The organism is Ruegeria sp. D3 (genome assembly GCF_056534465.1).
This window is the reverse complement of record NZ_JBQFPK010000003.1, coordinates 164,424-179,473: the sequence shown is the minus strand read 5'-3', so window position 1 is coordinate 179,473 and position 15,050 is coordinate 164,424. Positions and strand designations below refer to the sequence as shown.

The following is a 15,050-nucleotide window of genomic DNA, read 5'->3' as shown; positions in this document are numbered from 1 at the left end:
GGTTCAATGGGGGTCAGGCTTGCCCAAAGGCGTTTTCAACGATTTTGACTGCGCCAGTGGCATCCACCAGCGCTGCGTCAAAGCGCACATTCGTCAGTTGTCCTGCGGGTTCATTTTCCAAAAACTGTGAAGCAGAGGCGCAGATCCGTTTCATCTGACGCTGGTTGATCCGTGCCGCAGCTCGGTCAAAACTGCTGCTTTTCTTAACTTCGATGAACACAAGGCAGTCACCATCCCGCGCGATCAGGTCGATTTCCCCACCGGCCCCGCGCCAACGGTGGTGAGCGATAAAAAAGCCACGACGTTCATAATCGGTCGCAACCTGCATCTCGGCGGATTGACCAGCCTCATTAGAGACAGAGCTTCGAACGGATCGCGCAGACATGTCATCTCTTTCCCAGTTTCAGCGCCTTCTGATAGATTGGACGGCGCGGAAGTTTGTACATTTCCGAAACCAGATCCGCCGCATCCCGAACCGAATGGGTTTCCAAGGCCCTTTTCAAAGCCTCTTCTACGTCAGATTCGTTAACAGTTTCCGAATGGCTTCGATCCACCAACAGAACGATTTCGCCTTTGGTGGTCTGATCCTGCACCCCTTCGGCAAGGTCTTTCAGAGTCCCGCGGCGAACCTCTTCGAATTTCTTGGTTAATTCGCGGCACAGGGCGGCATGACGCGACTCTCCCAATACATCCGCCAGATCGGACAGGCAGGCCGCGACACGCTTTGGCGATTCGTAGAAAACAAGCGTGCCGGGTATGTCGCGCAACGCCTCGATCCGTGCCCGGCGCGCGCCCGACGCATTGGGCAAGAATCCGGCAAAAAAGAACGCATCCGTTGGCAATCCGGCCAATGTCAGGGCCATTAAAGCCGCCGATGGCCCGGGCGCACAGGTCACCATGTGACCGGCCTCAGCCGCCTGACGCCCCAGATCATAACCCGGATCAGCAATCAGTGGCATCCCGGCCTCAGAGGCATAGGCAACCGATTTCCCTTCGGCCAGCGCGTCCAGGATCTTGCCCCGCGCGCCTGCACCGCTGTGATCGTGATAGGCCAGAATGCGCCGTCCCTCCAACGGCACACCGTGAATCTCCATCAGGCGCCGAAGGCTGCGGGTATCCTCGGCAGCGACCACATCAGCCGAGGCCAGCACATCCAGCGCCCTGAGCGTGATATCGCGCGCCGTTCCGATCGGAGTGGCGACAAAATACAGGCCCGCGCCCAATCTGACTTTTTGGTGATTCAAAGCTGGACCCTCGCAGCGTGACGTTTATTATCGCGACCTAATAAAATGGCGTCTTTCAAGTCGCCGGGACAGGGAGTTTTCATTCAGATGTTTACCGTTTGCAAGCCCGTTCGCAAACTGGCAAAAACCGCCGCCGTTTTGGCCACCGCCGCTTTTCTGACCGCCTGTGAGACAACAGGACTGGGCGGAGGGCCATCGATTAACACCTCTAAGCCGGTGCCTGTGGCGCTGCTGGTTCCGGCGGGATCGGCCAATTCGGGCGATGCGGCCTTGGCCCGAAGCCTTGAGAATGCAGCACGTATGGCCATGGCAGATTTGCAAAATGTGCAGATCGACCTTCGGGTTTATGACACGCGCGGCAGCTCGAACACAGCGGCGGAGGTGGCCCAACGGGCCGTGGCGGATGGTGCAAAGGTTATCCTGGGTCCGGTTTACGCGCAGGCAGCAAACTCGGCAGGGTTAGCCGTTTTAAACAACAACGTGAATGTCCTGTCGTTCTCGAACAACACCAGCATCGCGGGCGGGAACGTCTTTGTCCTGGGCCCCACCTTCGACAACACGGCTAACCGACTCGTTAATTTTGCCGGTTCGCGGGGCAAAAACAACATGGTCATCGTGCACAGCAACGATGCGGCAGGCCAGTTGGGACAATCTGCCATCGCCAACGCGCTAAGTAACAGTCGCGTCAACAACGCTGGAACAGTCGGCTATGACCGGTCCCAGCAGGGCGTGATCAACTCGGTTCCGACAATCAAGGCCACGGTGGATGCATCGGCGGCTGACTCGGTGTTCCTTACGGCAACCACGGCTGGTGCGTTGCCACTCTATTCGCAGTTGCTGCCAGAGGCGGGTGTCTCGCCAGCAACGACGCAATATATCGGTCTGACACGCTGGGATATTCCGGCTCAGACGCTTGAATTGCCGGGCGTGCAGGGGGGATGGTTCGCGCTACCCGACCCGGCCAAGGCACAATCCTATCGTCAGCGGTACAACAATACCTATGGTGAGGCACCGCACCCTATCAGCGGGCTGGCATACGACGGCATCGCAGCAATCGGAGCCTTGGTCAGCCAGGGTAAATCGGATGCGCTTACGGCTTCGGCCCTGACACAGAATGCCGGTTTCCAGGGCGTGGGCGGCATCTTTCGCCTGCGCTCGAACGGTACCAACGAACGCGGTCTGGCAGTTGCCACGATCCAGAACAAACAGGTAGTAGTGATTGACCCTGCCCCACAAAGCTTCTCAGGCGCCGGTTTCTGATCGACCGGCACTGACGCTCACCCCAAAAGGTGAGCTGATCTGCCCGGCCCAAGACATATTCGACAGCACCGCCGTTCTGGCGCAACTGTCGGAAGCCTTTGAAAACGTATCAAACAACACCGCGCGCCGGGCCGAATGCGTGCGCATTCTGCGGAATGCCCAAAAGGCAGGGCGGCAAGCCATCGCTGATGCGTTTTTCCAACGCCCGTTCGACGCACGGCCGCTGACCCATTCTTACACTTATCTGACCGATGGACTGGTCTGCACCGCCATGCAGGTCGCAAGCCACGATCTTCACCCTCTGGCCACGCCGACGCAGGGCGAAAAGATCGCCGTTCTGGCTGTGGGCGGCTATGGGCGGGGCGAGATGGCCCCCGCGTCAGATGTCGATCTGCTGTTTCTGACGCCCTACAAAATCACTGCATGGGCCGAAAGCGTGATCGAGTCCATGCTGTATATCCTGTGGGATTTGCGTCTGAAGGTCGGGCATTCTTCGCGCACCATCAAGGATTGTCTGCGGCTTGGGGGCGAGGATTTCACTATCCGCACCGCTATGCTGGAGCAGCGTTATCTGGCGGGCGACACGGCCTTGGGCGATGAACTCAAAACCCGCCTGCGAGACGAGTTGTTCAAGGGCACTGAACGTCAATTTATCGAAGCCAAACTGCAAGAGCGTGACGAGCGTCACAAAAAGCAGGGCCAGCGCTATATGGTCGAGCCTAATGTTAAAGAAGGCAAAGGCGGGCTGCGCGACCTGCAATCGCTGTATTGGATCGCGAAATACATCTACGACGTTCAGGACGTGTCTGAATTTGTACCGCTGGGGCTGATAACAGAAGACGAGTACAAAGCCTTCGACGAGGCCGAGGAGTTCCTGTGGGCCGTACGCTCGCATCTGCATCTGGTAACGGGCCGCGCCACTGAGCACCTGACCTTCGATATGCAGGTCGAGGTAGCCGATCGCATGGGCTATGAGGATCGCGCCGGTCGCCGTGCCGTCGAGGTTTTCATGCAGCGGTATTTCCGCGAGGCGACGATGGTGGGTGAATTGACCCGCATCTTCCTGACCAAGCTGGAAGCCGCACACATGAAGGGCGCACCGCTGCTGGAACGGATTTTCCGCCGCCGCCCACGGGTCAAGGCAGGGTATCAAGTCGTTCATGGTCGTTTGGACGTCGCTGACCCGGACCAGTTCCTGTCCGATAAGGTGAACCTGCTGCGTCTGTTCGAGGAAGGGTTGCGCACGGGCATGCTGATCCATCCGGATGCGATGCGTCTTGTGACAGCGAATCTGAACCTGATCGATGAGGACATGCGCGAAGACAAGGAAGCACAACGTATCTTCCTTGATCTTATGCTGAAACACGGCAACCCCGAACGCGCCCTGCGCCGGATGAACGAGCTGGGGGTCCTGTCAGCCTTTATCCCCGAATTTGAGCACATCGTCGCGATGATGCAGTTCAACATGTATCACAGCTATACGGTGGACGAACACACCATCCAGTGCATCGTCAACCTCAACCAGATCGAACGCGGAAGACTGGTGGAATCCCTCCCGTTGGCTTCGTCGATCCTGAAAGAGGGCGTGAACCGCAAGGTTTTGTATGTCGCCCTGCTGATCCACGATATTGCCAAGGGGCGGCCCGAAGATCACTCGATCCTCGGCGCGCAGATGGCGCGCAAAATCGCGCCAAGGCTTGGGTTGAACAAGGCTGATTGCGAAACGGTCGAATGGCTGGTGCGTTATCACCTGCTGATGTCCGACATGGCGCAGAAGCGCGATATTTCCGATCCGCGAACGGTACGCGATTTCGCGAAGGCCGTGAAAACGGTCAAACGGTTGGACTTGCTGACAGTTCTGACAGTCTGTGACATTCGCGGCGTCGGTCCGGATACCTGGAACAACTGGAAGGCCACCCTGTTGCGCGCACTGCACGCGGAAACCAAACGCGCGCTTGAGACCGGGATGGAAGACCTCAACCGTGCCAATCGCGGGGCTGAGGCGAAAAAGACCCTACGCGCCGAATTGGCCGATTGGTCCAAGGCTGACCTGAAAACCGAGACCGGTCGGCATTACGACCCCTATTGGCAGGGCCTTAACCTGTCGACGCATGTTGAATTTGCCGAGATGCTGCAAGCGCTGGATCACAGTGGCGACGCGGGCGCGATGGAAATTCGCCTGCAACCGGACGAGGATCGCGATGCCACTCGCGCCTGTTTCGCCATGGGCGATCATCCGGGTATTTTCGCGCGGATCGCTGGCGCGCTGGCGCTGGTTGGAGCGAACGTGGTCGATGCGCGCAGCTATACGACCAAGGATGGTTATGTCACGGATGCATTCTGGATACAGGACGCAGATGGCCGCCCATTCGAAGCCAGCCGCCTGCCACGCCTGACGCAAATGATACACAAAACGTTAAAGGGCGAAGTTGTGGCGCGTGACGCGCTGAAATCGCGCGACAAGATTAAGAAACGCGAACGCGCCTTCAACGTGCCGACGCATATCATCTTCGACAATGACGGGTCCGAGATCTACACGATAATCGAGGTCGATACCCGTGACCGTCCCGGTTTGCTCTATGATCTGGCCCGCACGCTGGCCGCAGCCAATGTCTATGTCGCCAACGCGGTGATCGCGACCTATGGCGAACAGGTGGTGGACACGTTCTATGTCAAAGACATGTTCGGGCTGAAATACCACTCGGACAGCAAGCAGCGCGGACTTGAAGCCAAGCTGCGCAAAGCCATCACCGAGGGCGCCGAGCGCGCGGAATCATGAAGCAGATTCGGCTGTTCTCGGGCCTATTCACGGTCGGGTTCTGGACCCTGGCCAGTCGGATATTGGGGTTTTTGCGGGAAATCCTGCTGACGGCTTTTATCGGGCCGGGCCCGGTGATGGACGCCTTTGTGGCCGCCTTCCGCCTGCCCAACATGTTCCGCCGCTTCTTTGCCGAAGGTGCGTTCAACGCGGCCTTCGTCCCGATGTTTTCCAAACGGCTGGAAGGGGACGAGAACGCCGAAGGTTTCGCACAGGACGCCTTCAACCTGCTGGCTGTGGCCGTTTTGGCGCTGGTTGGGCTGGCGATGGTGTTCATGCCCGCACTGGTCTGGATCACCGCCGAAGGGTTTTACGGCGACGACCGGTTCGATCTGGCCGTGGATTATGGTTACGTGGTTTTCCCTTACATCTTGTTCATGTCACTGGCAGCACTGTTTTCGGGCGTTCTGAATGCCACGGGCCGCTTTGCGGCCGCTGCCGCAGCGCCCGTTCTGCTGAACATTTTCGCCTGCACCGCCATGATCGCCGGAGCACTGTCGGGTGGCGAAGTCATCCGCTGGCTGATCGCCATCATCCCCTTGGCCGGTGTGGCGCAGCTTGCGCTGGTCTGGGTCGCGACCGAGCGCGCGGGTATCCGCATCCGCCCCGGCCTGCCGAAACTCAGCCCTGAGATGAAGCGTATGGTCCGCATCGCCGTCCCCGCCGCGCTGGCGATGGGGGTGACGCAGGTCAATCTTGTGGTGGGGCAGCTTGTGGCCTCAAAAACCGAAAACGCGGTCAGTTGGTTGTTTGCCGCGGACCGGCTGTATCAACTGCCCTTGGGTGTGGTGGGCATCGCCGTTGGAATCGTGTTGCTGCCTGACCTGTCTCGCCGCCTGCGTGCGGGTGACAAAGACGGCGCCCGCAACGCCTTTTCCCGCGCCGGAGAGTTCACGCTGCTGCTGACCCTTCCGTCAACAGTGGCCTTTGTGATCATGCCGATCCCTCTGGTCTCGGTCCTGTTCGAGCGTGGACAGTTCACCGCCGAGGATACCGCCGCCACTGCGCTGGCCGTGGCGATCTATGGCATCGGCCTGCCGGCTTTCATGTTGCAAAAGCTGCTGCAACCGCTGTTCTTCGCACGCGAGGACACAAAATCTCCGTTCCGCTATGCGGTGGTGGCGATGGTGGTGAATGCGGGGCTGGCCTTTGGGCTTTATCCACTGCTGGGCTGGATCGCGCCTGCAATTGCGGCCTCGGTCGCCGGGTGGGCCATGGTCGGACTGCTGGCGCTAGGGGCGCGACGTATGGGCGAGGAGGCGCGTTTTGATGACCGGTTCAAACGTCGGGCATGGCGGATCGTAGCCGCATCGCTTGGGATGGGCGTTGGCCTTTTTGCCGCGCTTTCCCTGTTCGGGTGGGCATTTCACCTGCCAGGCTGGCGTTATGTGGCACTGTTGGCCCTCATCATCGGTGCGGCAGTGCTGTATTTTGTGCTGGGCCACCTGCTGCGCGCCTTCCAGATCAACGAGTTCAAAAAGGCCCTGCGGCGGTCCTGATCAGTCGCGGCGGATACCACCAATGATCCGGGACCAACCGCCGGGACCAACCACAAATGACAGAACAAAGCCTGTGGCGAACCCGCCCAGATCGGCCACCCAGTCCAACGTGCCGCCGAAGATCAGACCGAACAACAACTGGATCCCCATCAATACGGCAATCAGGCTGAAGGCGCGAGATTGGTTTTCACCCACCAGCGACAGCTTACGCCACAAAATCCACGTGAATGCTCCGATCAGGCCGTAGACGGGTGGGAACCCTCCGACCAGCGGATATTGCGGGTCCAGCAGCAGCGCATAGGCCAGCGCCCCGCCGATGCCCGACAGCACAAAGATCACCAGCATCTGCACGCTGCCAAAAACCTCGGCCACCATTTTGCCCATGGCCAGAACAAAGACGCAGACAAAGATGGCCTGAGTGAAATTGGCCGACACGAACGGATATGTCACTAAGCGGATCAGATGTTCAAACGGCCAGCGCCCGTTTTCCATCATCCAGTCGAAAATGTCCGGCGAAAAGGAGTAGTGCTGCAACGCATCCAGCCGCCAGCCCACGGCCGATGGCCCTCCGATCAACCCGCGCGAGCCCAGCGTCAGGGCCAGTTCGATCCCGAAGATGAACAAGGCCAACGCCGCCACCACGGGCGGCAAAGGGTTCACGGCGGGTGTATAATGCTCACTGCTCATTGGGCTGGCCTTTCGCGGCTGTTGACGTCCCTTGGCCTCATGGGTAAGCGACGGGGGCCTATTTTTCCAGACGGGAGTTCCCTTCGATGACCGACACCCAGTTCACACCGCGCGTGTTTTCCGGCATCCAGCCGTCGGGGAACCTGCACCTTGGCAACTACCTGGGTGCGCTCAAGCGGTTCGTGGATATGCAGGGCGACGATTTTGAGACCATCTATTGCATGGTCGATCTGCACGCGATCACCGTCTGGCAGGACCCCGCCCGCCTGCGCGAGAAAACGCGCGAGGTCTGCGCCGGTTTCATCGCCGCTGGTCTGGACCCGGAAAAATCCATCCTGTTCAATCAAAGCCAAGTGCCCGAGCACACACAACTGGCCTGGATTTTCAACTGTATCGCCCGGATGGGCTGGATGCAGCGGATGACGCAGTTTAAGGATAAGGCCGGCAAGAATGCTCAGAATGCCTCACTGGGTCTGTTTGCTTATCCGGCGCTGATGGCGGCGGACATCCTGACCTACCACGCGACGCATGTGCCGGTGGGTGAGGATCAGAAACAGCATCTGGAACTGACCCGCGACATCGCCATCAAGTTCAACCATGACTATGGCGTCGAGTTCTTCCCTGTGACCGAACCCGTCATCGGCGGCCCTGCCCCGCGCGTGATGAACCTGCGGGACGGGTCGCGCAAGATGTCGTCCTCGGACCCGTCGGATATGACGCGCATCAACATGACCGATAACGCCGACACGATTGCCAAGAAAATCCGCAAGGCCAAGACCGACCCCAATGCTCTGCCTTCGGATGTGGATGGCCTGTCCGAACGCCCTGAGGCGCGCAATCTGGTCAATATCTACGCGGCGCTCAGCGATCAAACCGCCGAGCAGGTTCTGACCGAGGTTGGCGGCAAGCAGTTTGGCGAGTTCAAACCTATGCTGGCCGAACTGGCCGTGTCGAAACTGGCTCCGATTTCGGGCGAGATGGCCCGCCTGATGGGCGAAGAGGACGAGATTGACCGGATTCTGGCCAATGGGGCAGAAAAGGCGCGCGCTGTTGCCGCCCCGATCCTGCAACAAACTTACGAAATCGTGGGCATGGTTGGCGCAAAACAGGGCTGATTGCTCTGGACGTTACCGCGGCGTCTTCCTAGGTTTGCCGCAAAGCTTGGGAGGGCGTGATGGCAGTCGGCAAGAATATTCGCACCTATTTCGAAGGTCAGTGGCATGACGGGGATGCGCCCATCATGCGGGCAGCCGATCACGGCGCTTGGCTGGGGTCGTCCGTCTTCGATGGAGCCCGCTATTTCGACGGTCTGGTCCCCGATCTTGAGGCGCACTGTGCCCGCGTGAACCGCTCGGCCGAGGCTTTGATGCTGACGCCGTTTGTGACCACCGAGCAGATGGTCGAGATCATCCGCGAAGGGCTGGAAAGTTATGCGCCCGACGCAGCGGTTTATATCCGTCCGATGTATTGGGGCATCGACGGCGACCGAACGGCAATCGTACCGCTGGAGAACAGTACGGGCTTCGCGATTTGCCTCGAAGAGATTCCAATGGCGCCCGAATCTGCGTCGGTGACACTGGGCTACACGCGCTTCCGTCGCCCGGTTCTGGAATCGGCGGTTGTGAACGCCAAGGCGGGCTGTCTCTACCCCAACAATGCGCGGATGTTGCAAGAAGTTCGGTCCAACGGCTTCTCAAACGCCCTGGTCGCGGATGCGCTGGGACATGTGGCCGAAACCGCGACTGCGAACATTTTTTTGGTCCGGGATGGCGAGGTGTTCACCCCCACCCCCAATGGTACGTTTCTGGCCGGAATCACCCGCGCACGCCACATCGAAAACCTGCGTGCAGACGGTGTGACCGTGCACGAAGCGATCCTGAGTTTCGAGGATTTCCACAAAGCTGATGAGGTCTTCATGACCGGCAACATGAGCAAGATCACCCCGGTCACGGCGTTGCAGGATACGCAATATCAGGTCGGCCCCGTCGCCCGTCGCGCGCGCGAGTTGTATTGGGACTGGGCTGCCAGCACGCGATAGGCTTCGGTTGCCAGCGCGCATTTGGTCGGGCATGATCGCCCGAAATGAATGAGGACACCCATGCGTAAGTTCCTGGTGGTATTGGATGACAGCCGCGAATGCCTGAACGCAATGCGTTTTGCAGCCATGCGCGCGGCCCATACGGGCGGCGGCGTGACGATCCTGTCGGTCATTCCCCCCGATGAGTTCAACCACTGGATCGGAGTGGCCGAGGTGATGCGCGAGGAATCGCGTGAACGCATCCACGCCCATTACGAAGTGTTCGCCAAATGGATGCGTGACAAGCAGGGCGTTGATCCGGAACTGGCCATCCGCGAGGGCGAGCCAGTGGCGCAAATCATCGAACACGTGCAATCCGATCCCGAGATCGGCGTGCTGGTACTGGGCGCGGGCGTCGAAAAGAAGGGCCCCGGTCCTCTGGTGACGCAACTGACCAAAAACTCCGGCAGTTTACCGATCCCGATCACCATCGTTCCCGGTGATCTGAGCAAGGAAAAACTGGAAGAAATCACCTAGATGCCCCACAGCATTCAGTTCTGGTTCGAGTTCGCCTCGACCTATTCCTACCTCAGCGCGATGCGGATCGAAGAGGCCGCCGCCCGGCATGGCGTGAGTGTCGATTGGCAGCCCTTCCTGCTGGGCCCGATCTTTTTTGCACAGGGCTGGACGGATTCGCCCTTCAACCTCTATCCAGCCAAAGGGCAGTATATGTGGCGCGATATGGAGCGTCTGACCGCCCGCCGCGGCCTGCCGTTCCAGCGCCCCGATCCATTTCCGCAAAACGGCTTGAAGGCGGCCCGCCTGACGCTGGCCATCGAAGACCCGGCCCAAAAAGCCGCCTTTGTCCGCGCCGTCTATTCCGCTGAGTTTGCCCATGGCCAGAACATCGCTGATGACGCGGTTCTGGTTACTTGTCTGACCGCCGCCGGATTGCCCGAAGAGACGTTGAGCCAGACGCAAAACCCTCAGATCAAAGCTGCGTTGAAAAAACAATCCGAGATCGCGCAGGCCAAAGGACTGTTCGGTGCCCCCAGTTTTCTGGTCGGGGATGAACTGTTCTGGGGCGATGACCGGCTAGATGAGGCGATAAAGCTGGCGGCTGAAATTTAGAATCGTTCCAAATCTTGACTTCCCGCGCGCGGACCCGCATATCAGAGGCAACTGAAACGGAGCCGCGCTATGTTCATCCAGACCGAATCCACGCCGAACCCTGCAACCCTGAAATTCCTGCCCGGTCAAACTGTGCTGGAGGCGGGCACCGCAGATTTTTCATCGGCAGAAGCGGCTGAGAAGTCCCCTTTGGCCAACCGGATTTTCACCGTCAACGGCGTAACCGGCGTCTTTTTTGGCAATGATTTTGTGACTGTCACCAAATCTAACGATGTTCAGTGGGACCACATCAAGCCCGCGATCCTTGGCGCAGTTATGGAGCATTACCAGTCGGGCCAGCCGGTCATGGCCGCTGACGCCACAACCGCATCTGGTCATGCCGAACACACCGGCGAAGACGCGGAAGTCGTGAATCAGATCAAGGACCTTCTGGATAGCCGCGTGCGCCCTGCTGTGGCCCAAGATGGTGGCGATATCACCTTCCATGGTTTTGACCGCGGCGTTGTGTATCTGCACATGCAAGGGGCCTGCGCGAACTGTCCGTCCTCGACCCTGACACTGAAAATGGGGATCGAGAACCTGCTGCGTCACTACATCCCTGAAGTGACCGAGGTTCGCCCCGTTGCCGTCTGACCCGCTGATTCTGGCGTTTGATACATCGGCCGCGCATTGCGCGGCCGCTTTGTTACGCGGAGATCAGATCATTGCGGTTCAAGTCGACGCCATGACACGCGGTCAGGCAGAACACTTGATGCCCATGCTGGAAGATTTGCTGACCCATGCCGGATACACGTGGAAAGACCTTTCAGCCATCGGCGTTGGTATCGGGCCGGGCAATTTCACCGGCATCCGAATTTCGGTATCCGCTGCGCGTGGGCTGGCGTTGGGCCTTGGCGTTCCGGCCGTCGGCGTTTCGGGTTTTGAGGCGCTGGCGCAAGAAACTCAAGGCGCGTTACCGGCCATTCGCGCACCACGGGATCAAGTGTATATCTCACCCGAAGGTCAAGACCCGGCCTTGATCCCGCTTGAACAGGCAGAATCACTAAGTCCACTGGCTTTCAACGATGACCCCGAAGTGCAGGTTCGCGGGATCGCAAATGCGGCTTCTCAGAAGTGGCAAACCACAAACAGCGCGCCTGCGCCGCTTTACATCCGCGCGGCAGATGCGGCCCCGTCCAAAGACTCGCCACCGGTTTTGTTGGACGGATGACTCCGCAAGCCCTTGCCAAAACCCATTCTGCGGCTTTTACACAATCCCGGCCGTGGTCCGAGGCAGAATTCGCGGATTTACTGCAGAATCGTTTTACTCACGTAGTCGGAATCGCGACGTCCTTTGCTTTGTTTCAGGTAATCGCCGACGAAGCGGAACTGCTTACAATAGCGACGCATCCTGACCTGCAGCGTCAGGGGCTCGCAAGAATCCGTATGGCCGAGTGGCATGCAAAGGCCCAAAGATTGGGCGCGACGCGCGCCTTTCTGGATGTGGCGCAGGACAATCTTCCGGCGCTGTCCTTGTACCACAGCTGCGGCTACCGCCCCTGTGGATTACGCAAATCGTACTATGTGCGCGAAAACAATCAGAAAATTGACGCTCTCGTGATGGAATGTGACTTGACCTGAATAGTCGTCGAATTTTTTCTCGACCAAGTGGTCAAAAATCAGTTGACCCCGGCTGTTGCAAACGGCCTTAATTCCCGCCATCACAACAGATATGCTCGCTCTTAGTGGGTGAACGGGGCTATCTTGGCTCCGACCGACAATAACAACGGGAGTAACAAATGACCCTGATGAAATCCTTGATGGGCGCCGCCGCAGCCGTCGCACTAACCGCAGGTGCGGCCCTGGCTGAGCCGGCCCTGATCTTTGACCTGGGTGGTAAGTTTGACAAGTCATTCAACGAGGCCGCCCATAATGGCGCGCAGCGTTGGGCCGATGAAACCGGTGGCAGCTATCGCGAAATCGAACTGCAATCCGAAGCCCAGCGCGAGCAGGCTTTGCGTCGCTTTGCCGAGGCCGGTCTGAACCCGATCATCACCATGGGTTTCGCCATGGCCGATCCGCTGTCGGCAGTTGCGGGCGACTACCCCGACACCAAATTTGTCGCGGTTGACGTGAACTGGCTGGACGCTCCGAACATCCGTCAGATCGGCTTTGCCGAGCATGAAGGCTCGTATCTGGTTGGTATGATGGCGGCGATGGCGTCTGAATCTGGCACCGTTGGCTTCATTGGCGGCATGGACATCCCGCTGATCCGTCACTTTGGCTGTGGTTATGCCCAGGGCGCCAAAGCTGTGAACCCCGATATCGAAGTTGTTGCCAACATGACCGGCACCACTCCGGCTGCATGGAACGACCCGGTGAAAGGGTCCGAGCTGACCAAAGCGCAGATCAGCCAAGGTGCTGACGTGATCTATGCAGCCGCAGGCGGCACCGGCGTGGGTGTTCTGCAAACCGCTGCAGACGAAGGCATCCTGTCGATCGGCGTGGACAGCAACCAGAACCACCTGCATCCGGGCAAAGTTCTGACTTCGATGCTGAAACGCGTGGACGTCGCCGTTTATGACGCGATGAAAGCGGGTGAGAACCTTGAAACCGGCGTCTTCGCCATGGGTCTGGCCGAAGAAGGTGTGGGCGTTGCCATGGACGACAACAACGCGTCGCTGGTCTCGGACGAGATGAAAGGCGCGGTCGACAAGGCGCGTCAGGACATCATTGACGGCAATGTTACGGTGACCAGCTATTACGAGAACGACAGCTGCCCCGCACTGCAGTTCTGATATCGCGCGGGCGGGGGTTTTAGCCTCCGCCCGGCCTCCTACCCTGCCGCGCGCCATGCGGCCTTTTCGGCAATCTGAGGACAAGACATGAGCGTCCCCGCCATTGAGCTCAAAGGGATTTCCAAAGCCTTTGGGCCGGTTCAGGCCAACAAAGACATTTCCATCAGCGTCGCCCCCGGATCGATCCATGGGATCATCGGTGAAAACGGTGCGGGCAAATCCACGCTGATGAGTATCCTCTACGGCTTTTACAAGGCCGATAAGGGCGAGATTTGGATCAACGGTGACAAGACCGAAATTCCCGACAGTCAGGCTGCGATTGCGGCAGGTATCGGGATGGTATTCCAGCATTTCAAGCTGGTGGAAAACTTCACCGTTCTGGAAAACATCGTTCTGGGTGCCGAGGACGGAGGGCTGCTTGCCCCCTCGCTGTCCAAAGCGCGTAAAGAACTGAAAGCGCTGGAAGAAGAATACGAGCTGTTCGTCGACCCTGACAAGCGTATCGACGAAATAGGCGTGGGCATGCAGCAGCGTGTCGAAATCCTCAAAGCCCTGTATCGCAAGGCCGAGATCCTGATTCTGGACGAACCTACCGGGGTTCTGACCCCGGCCGAGGCCGATCAGCTGTTCCGAATCCTCGACCGGCTGCGGTCCGAGGGCAAGACGATCATCGTGATCACCCACAAGCTGCGCGAGATCATGGAAAACACCGACACCGTCTCGGTCATGCGGCGTGGTGAGATGACGGCCACAGTCAAAACCGCCGATACCAACCCGCAGGAACTGGCCGAGCTTATGGTTGGGCGCAAAGTGCTGTTGCAGGTGGATAAACTGCCCGCAAAACCCGGCCAGCCCGTGCTTGAGATTGAAAATCTGAGTGTCACCGATGGTGCGGGTGTCGAGCGGGTCAAAGGCATCGACCTGACCGTCCGCGCGGGTGAAATCGTGGGCATCGCTGGCGTCGCCGGTAATGGCCAGTCAGAACTGCTTGAGGTTCTGGGCGGGATGCGTCAGGGCCAAGGCACGATCCGGCTGAACGGCGCATCATTGGCGCTGAGCGGAGCGGGCTCGGATGGTCAAACCCGCCGTACCCAAGGGATCGCGCATGTACCCGAGGACCGCCAGCGCGAAGGTCTGATCATGGATTTCCACGCGTGGGAAAACGTGGCCTTCGGCTATCATCGCGACCCGGCCTACAAGCGGGGCTTGTTCATGGACAACGCGGCCCTGCGCGCTGATACCGAGGCCAAGATGGAAAAGTTCGACGTCCGCCCGCCCGATGGCTGGCTGGCGGCCAAAAACTTCTCGGGCGGAAACCAACAAAAAATTGTCGTCGCGCGCGAGATCGAGCGGAACCCCGATCTGTTGCTGGTTGGTCAGCCAACACGCGGCGTGGATATTGGCGCGATCGAATTCATTCACAAACAGATCGTTGCTCTGCGCGATCAGGGCAAGGCGATCTTGCTGGTCTCGGTCGAGCTGGAGGAGATCTTCTCGCTGTCCGACCGGATTGCGGTGATGTTTGACGGACATATCATGGGCGAACGCCTGCCCCATGAGACGGATGAAAAAGAGCTGGGCCTGCTGATGGCCGGTGTTGCGGGAAAGGCCGCGTGA

At 59.1% G+C, this 15,050-nt stretch carries 15 protein-coding genes; 12 read left to right on the top strand and 3 right to left on the bottom strand.

All coding sequences use genetic code 11. The features are described from left to right. Window positions 1-13 precede the first annotated feature (13 nt). Together ACR0DX_RS05715 and rsmI are read right to left on the bottom strand one after the other, a co-directional pair. Window positions 14-385, bottom strand: a complete 372-nt coding sequence (locus ACR0DX_RS05715) for a YraN family protein (RefSeq protein ID WP_170353480.1) — start codon at window positions 383-385, stop codon at window positions 14-16. Window position 386: 1 nt separating this feature from the next. Continuing rightward, window positions 387-1,244: a 16S rRNA (cytidine(1402)-2'-O)-methyltransferase gene (rsmI, locus tag ACR0DX_RS05710; RefSeq protein WP_170353481.1), complete on the bottom strand. Its 858-nt coding sequence runs from the start codon at window positions 1,242-1,244 to the stop codon at window positions 387-389. An 87-nt stretch (window positions 1,245-1,331) separates the two neighbouring features. Here rsmI and ACR0DX_RS05705 point away from each other — a divergent pair, with 87 nt between their 5' ends. Genes ACR0DX_RS05705 through murJ form a run of 3 tightly spaced genes read left to right on the top strand, consistent with a single transcriptional unit; the run spans window position 1,332 to window position 6,821 of the window. Further along, window positions 1,332-2,504 (top strand): penicillin-binding protein activator, encoded by a 1,173-nt coding sequence (locus ACR0DX_RS05705; protein ID WP_170724091.1) that lies wholly within the window; start codon window positions 1,332-1,334, stop codon window positions 2,502-2,504. Then, complete coding sequence (locus ACR0DX_RS05700; RefSeq protein WP_170353483.1) at window positions 2,464-5,283, top strand: [protein-PII] uridylyltransferase; 2,820 nt, start codon at window positions 2,464-2,466, stop codon at window positions 5,281-5,283. The genes ACR0DX_RS05705 and ACR0DX_RS05700 overlap by 41 nt, the downstream gene beginning before the upstream one ends. Beyond that, window positions 5,280-6,821 (top strand): murein biosynthesis integral membrane protein MurJ, encoded by a 1,542-nt coding sequence (gene murJ, locus ACR0DX_RS05695; protein WP_170353484.1) that lies wholly within the window; start codon window positions 5,280-5,282, stop codon window positions 6,819-6,821. The genes ACR0DX_RS05700 and murJ overlap by 4 nt, the downstream gene beginning before the upstream one ends. Here the strand turns inward: murJ and ACR0DX_RS05690 are convergent, their stop codons facing one another. Beyond that, on the bottom strand, window positions 6,822-7,508 hold the full coding sequence (locus ACR0DX_RS05690; RefSeq protein ID WP_170353485.1) for a rhomboid family intramembrane serine protease: 687 nt from the start codon (window positions 7,506-7,508) through the stop codon (window positions 6,822-6,824). Window positions 7,509-7,594: 86 nt separating this feature from the next. Here ACR0DX_RS05690 and trpS point away from each other — a divergent pair, with 86 nt between their 5' ends. From trpS to ACR0DX_RS05645, 9 genes are all read left to right on the top strand, one after another. Beyond that, a complete protein-coding gene (gene trpS / locus ACR0DX_RS05685) occupies window positions 7,595-8,623 on the top strand; it encodes a tryptophan--tRNA ligase (RefSeq protein ID WP_480845450.1) in 1,029 nt (342 codons plus the stop codon). A 59-nt stretch (window positions 8,624-8,682) separates the two neighbouring features. Then, window positions 8,683-9,546, top strand: coding sequence for a branched-chain amino acid aminotransferase (locus ACR0DX_RS05680; RefSeq protein WP_170353487.1), 864 nt, complete (start codon window positions 8,683-8,685; stop codon window positions 9,544-9,546). 60 nt (window positions 9,547-9,606) lie between these two features. Beyond that, window positions 9,607-10,062 (top strand): universal stress protein, encoded by a 456-nt coding sequence (locus ACR0DX_RS05675; protein ID WP_170353488.1) that lies wholly within the window; start codon window positions 9,607-9,609, stop codon window positions 10,060-10,062. After that, window positions 10,063-10,656: a DsbA family protein gene (locus tag ACR0DX_RS05670; RefSeq protein ID WP_480845447.1), complete on the top strand. Its 594-nt coding sequence runs from the start codon at window positions 10,063-10,065 to the stop codon at window positions 10,654-10,656. A 69-nt stretch (window positions 10,657-10,725) separates the two neighbouring features. Continuing rightward, window positions 10,726-11,289: a NifU family protein gene (locus ACR0DX_RS05665; protein ID WP_170353490.1), complete on the top strand. Its 564-nt coding sequence runs from the start codon at window positions 10,726-10,728 to the stop codon at window positions 11,287-11,289. Continuing rightward, window positions 11,279-11,866 carry a tRNA (adenosine(37)-N6)-threonylcarbamoyltransferase complex dimerization subunit type 1 TsaB gene (tsaB, locus tag ACR0DX_RS05660; RefSeq protein ID WP_170353491.1) on the top strand — a complete coding sequence of 196 codons (588 nt, stop codon included), beginning with the start codon at window positions 11,279-11,281 and terminating at the stop codon, window positions 11,864-11,866. Before ACR0DX_RS05665 ends, tsaB begins: the two co-directional genes overlap by 11 nt. Further along, a complete protein-coding gene (locus ACR0DX_RS05655; protein ID WP_170353492.1) occupies window positions 11,863-12,276 on the top strand; it encodes a GNAT family N-acetyltransferase in 414 nt (137 codons plus the stop codon). Before tsaB ends, ACR0DX_RS05655 begins: the two co-directional genes overlap by 4 nt. A gap of 158 nt (window positions 12,277-12,434) precedes the next feature. After that, the gene (locus tag ACR0DX_RS05650; protein WP_170353493.1) at window positions 12,435-13,433 is read left to right on the top strand and encodes a BMP family lipoprotein; all 999 of its coding nucleotides are present in this window, start codon (window positions 12,435-12,437) and stop codon (window positions 13,431-13,433) included. A gap of 87 nt (window positions 13,434-13,520) precedes the next feature. After that, window positions 13,521-15,050, top strand: a complete 1,530-nt coding sequence (locus ACR0DX_RS05645; protein ID WP_170353494.1) for an ABC transporter ATP-binding protein — start codon at window positions 13,521-13,523, stop codon at window positions 15,048-15,050.

What these genes read in the sequence shown, in the direction of transcription:
- ACR0DX_RS05715 (WP_170353480.1), bottom strand. Translation starts at nt 385, where the DNA reads ATGTCTGCGCGATCCGTTCGAAGCTCTGTCTCTAATGAGGCTGGTCAA.
- ACR0DX_RS05705 (WP_170724091.1), top strand. Translation starts at nt 1,332, where the DNA reads ATGTTTACCGTTTGCAAGCCCGTTCGCAAACTGGCAAAAACCGCCGCC.
- murJ (WP_170353484.1), top strand. Translation starts at nt 5,280, where the DNA reads ATGAAGCAGATTCGGCTGTTCTCGGGCCTATTCACGGTCGGGTTCTGG.
- ACR0DX_RS05690 (WP_170353485.1), bottom strand. Translation starts at nt 7,508, where the DNA reads ATGAGCAGTGAGCATTATACACCCGCCGTGAACCCTTTGCCGCCCGTG.
- trpS (WP_480845450.1), top strand. Translation starts at nt 7,595, where the DNA reads ATGACCGACACCCAGTTCACACCGCGCGTGTTTTCCGGCATCCAGCCG.
- ACR0DX_RS05680 (WP_170353487.1), top strand. Translation starts at nt 8,683, where the DNA reads ATGGCAGTCGGCAAGAATATTCGCACCTATTTCGAAGGTCAGTGGCAT.
- ACR0DX_RS05675 (WP_170353488.1), top strand. Translation starts at nt 9,607, where the DNA reads ATGCGTAAGTTCCTGGTGGTATTGGATGACAGCCGCGAATGCCTGAAC.
- ACR0DX_RS05670 (WP_480845447.1), top strand. Translation starts at nt 10,063, where the DNA reads ATGCCCCACAGCATTCAGTTCTGGTTCGAGTTCGCCTCGACCTATTCC.
- ACR0DX_RS05665 (WP_170353490.1), top strand. Translation starts at nt 10,726, where the DNA reads ATGTTCATCCAGACCGAATCCACGCCGAACCCTGCAACCCTGAAATTC.
- ACR0DX_RS05655 (WP_170353492.1), top strand. Translation starts at nt 11,863, where the DNA reads ATGACTCCGCAAGCCCTTGCCAAAACCCATTCTGCGGCTTTTACACAA.
- ACR0DX_RS05650 (WP_170353493.1), top strand. Translation starts at nt 12,435, where the DNA reads ATGACCCTGATGAAATCCTTGATGGGCGCCGCCGCAGCCGTCGCACTA.
- ACR0DX_RS05645 (WP_170353494.1), top strand. Translation starts at nt 13,521, where the DNA reads ATGAGCGTCCCCGCCATTGAGCTCAAAGGGATTTCCAAAGCCTTTGGG.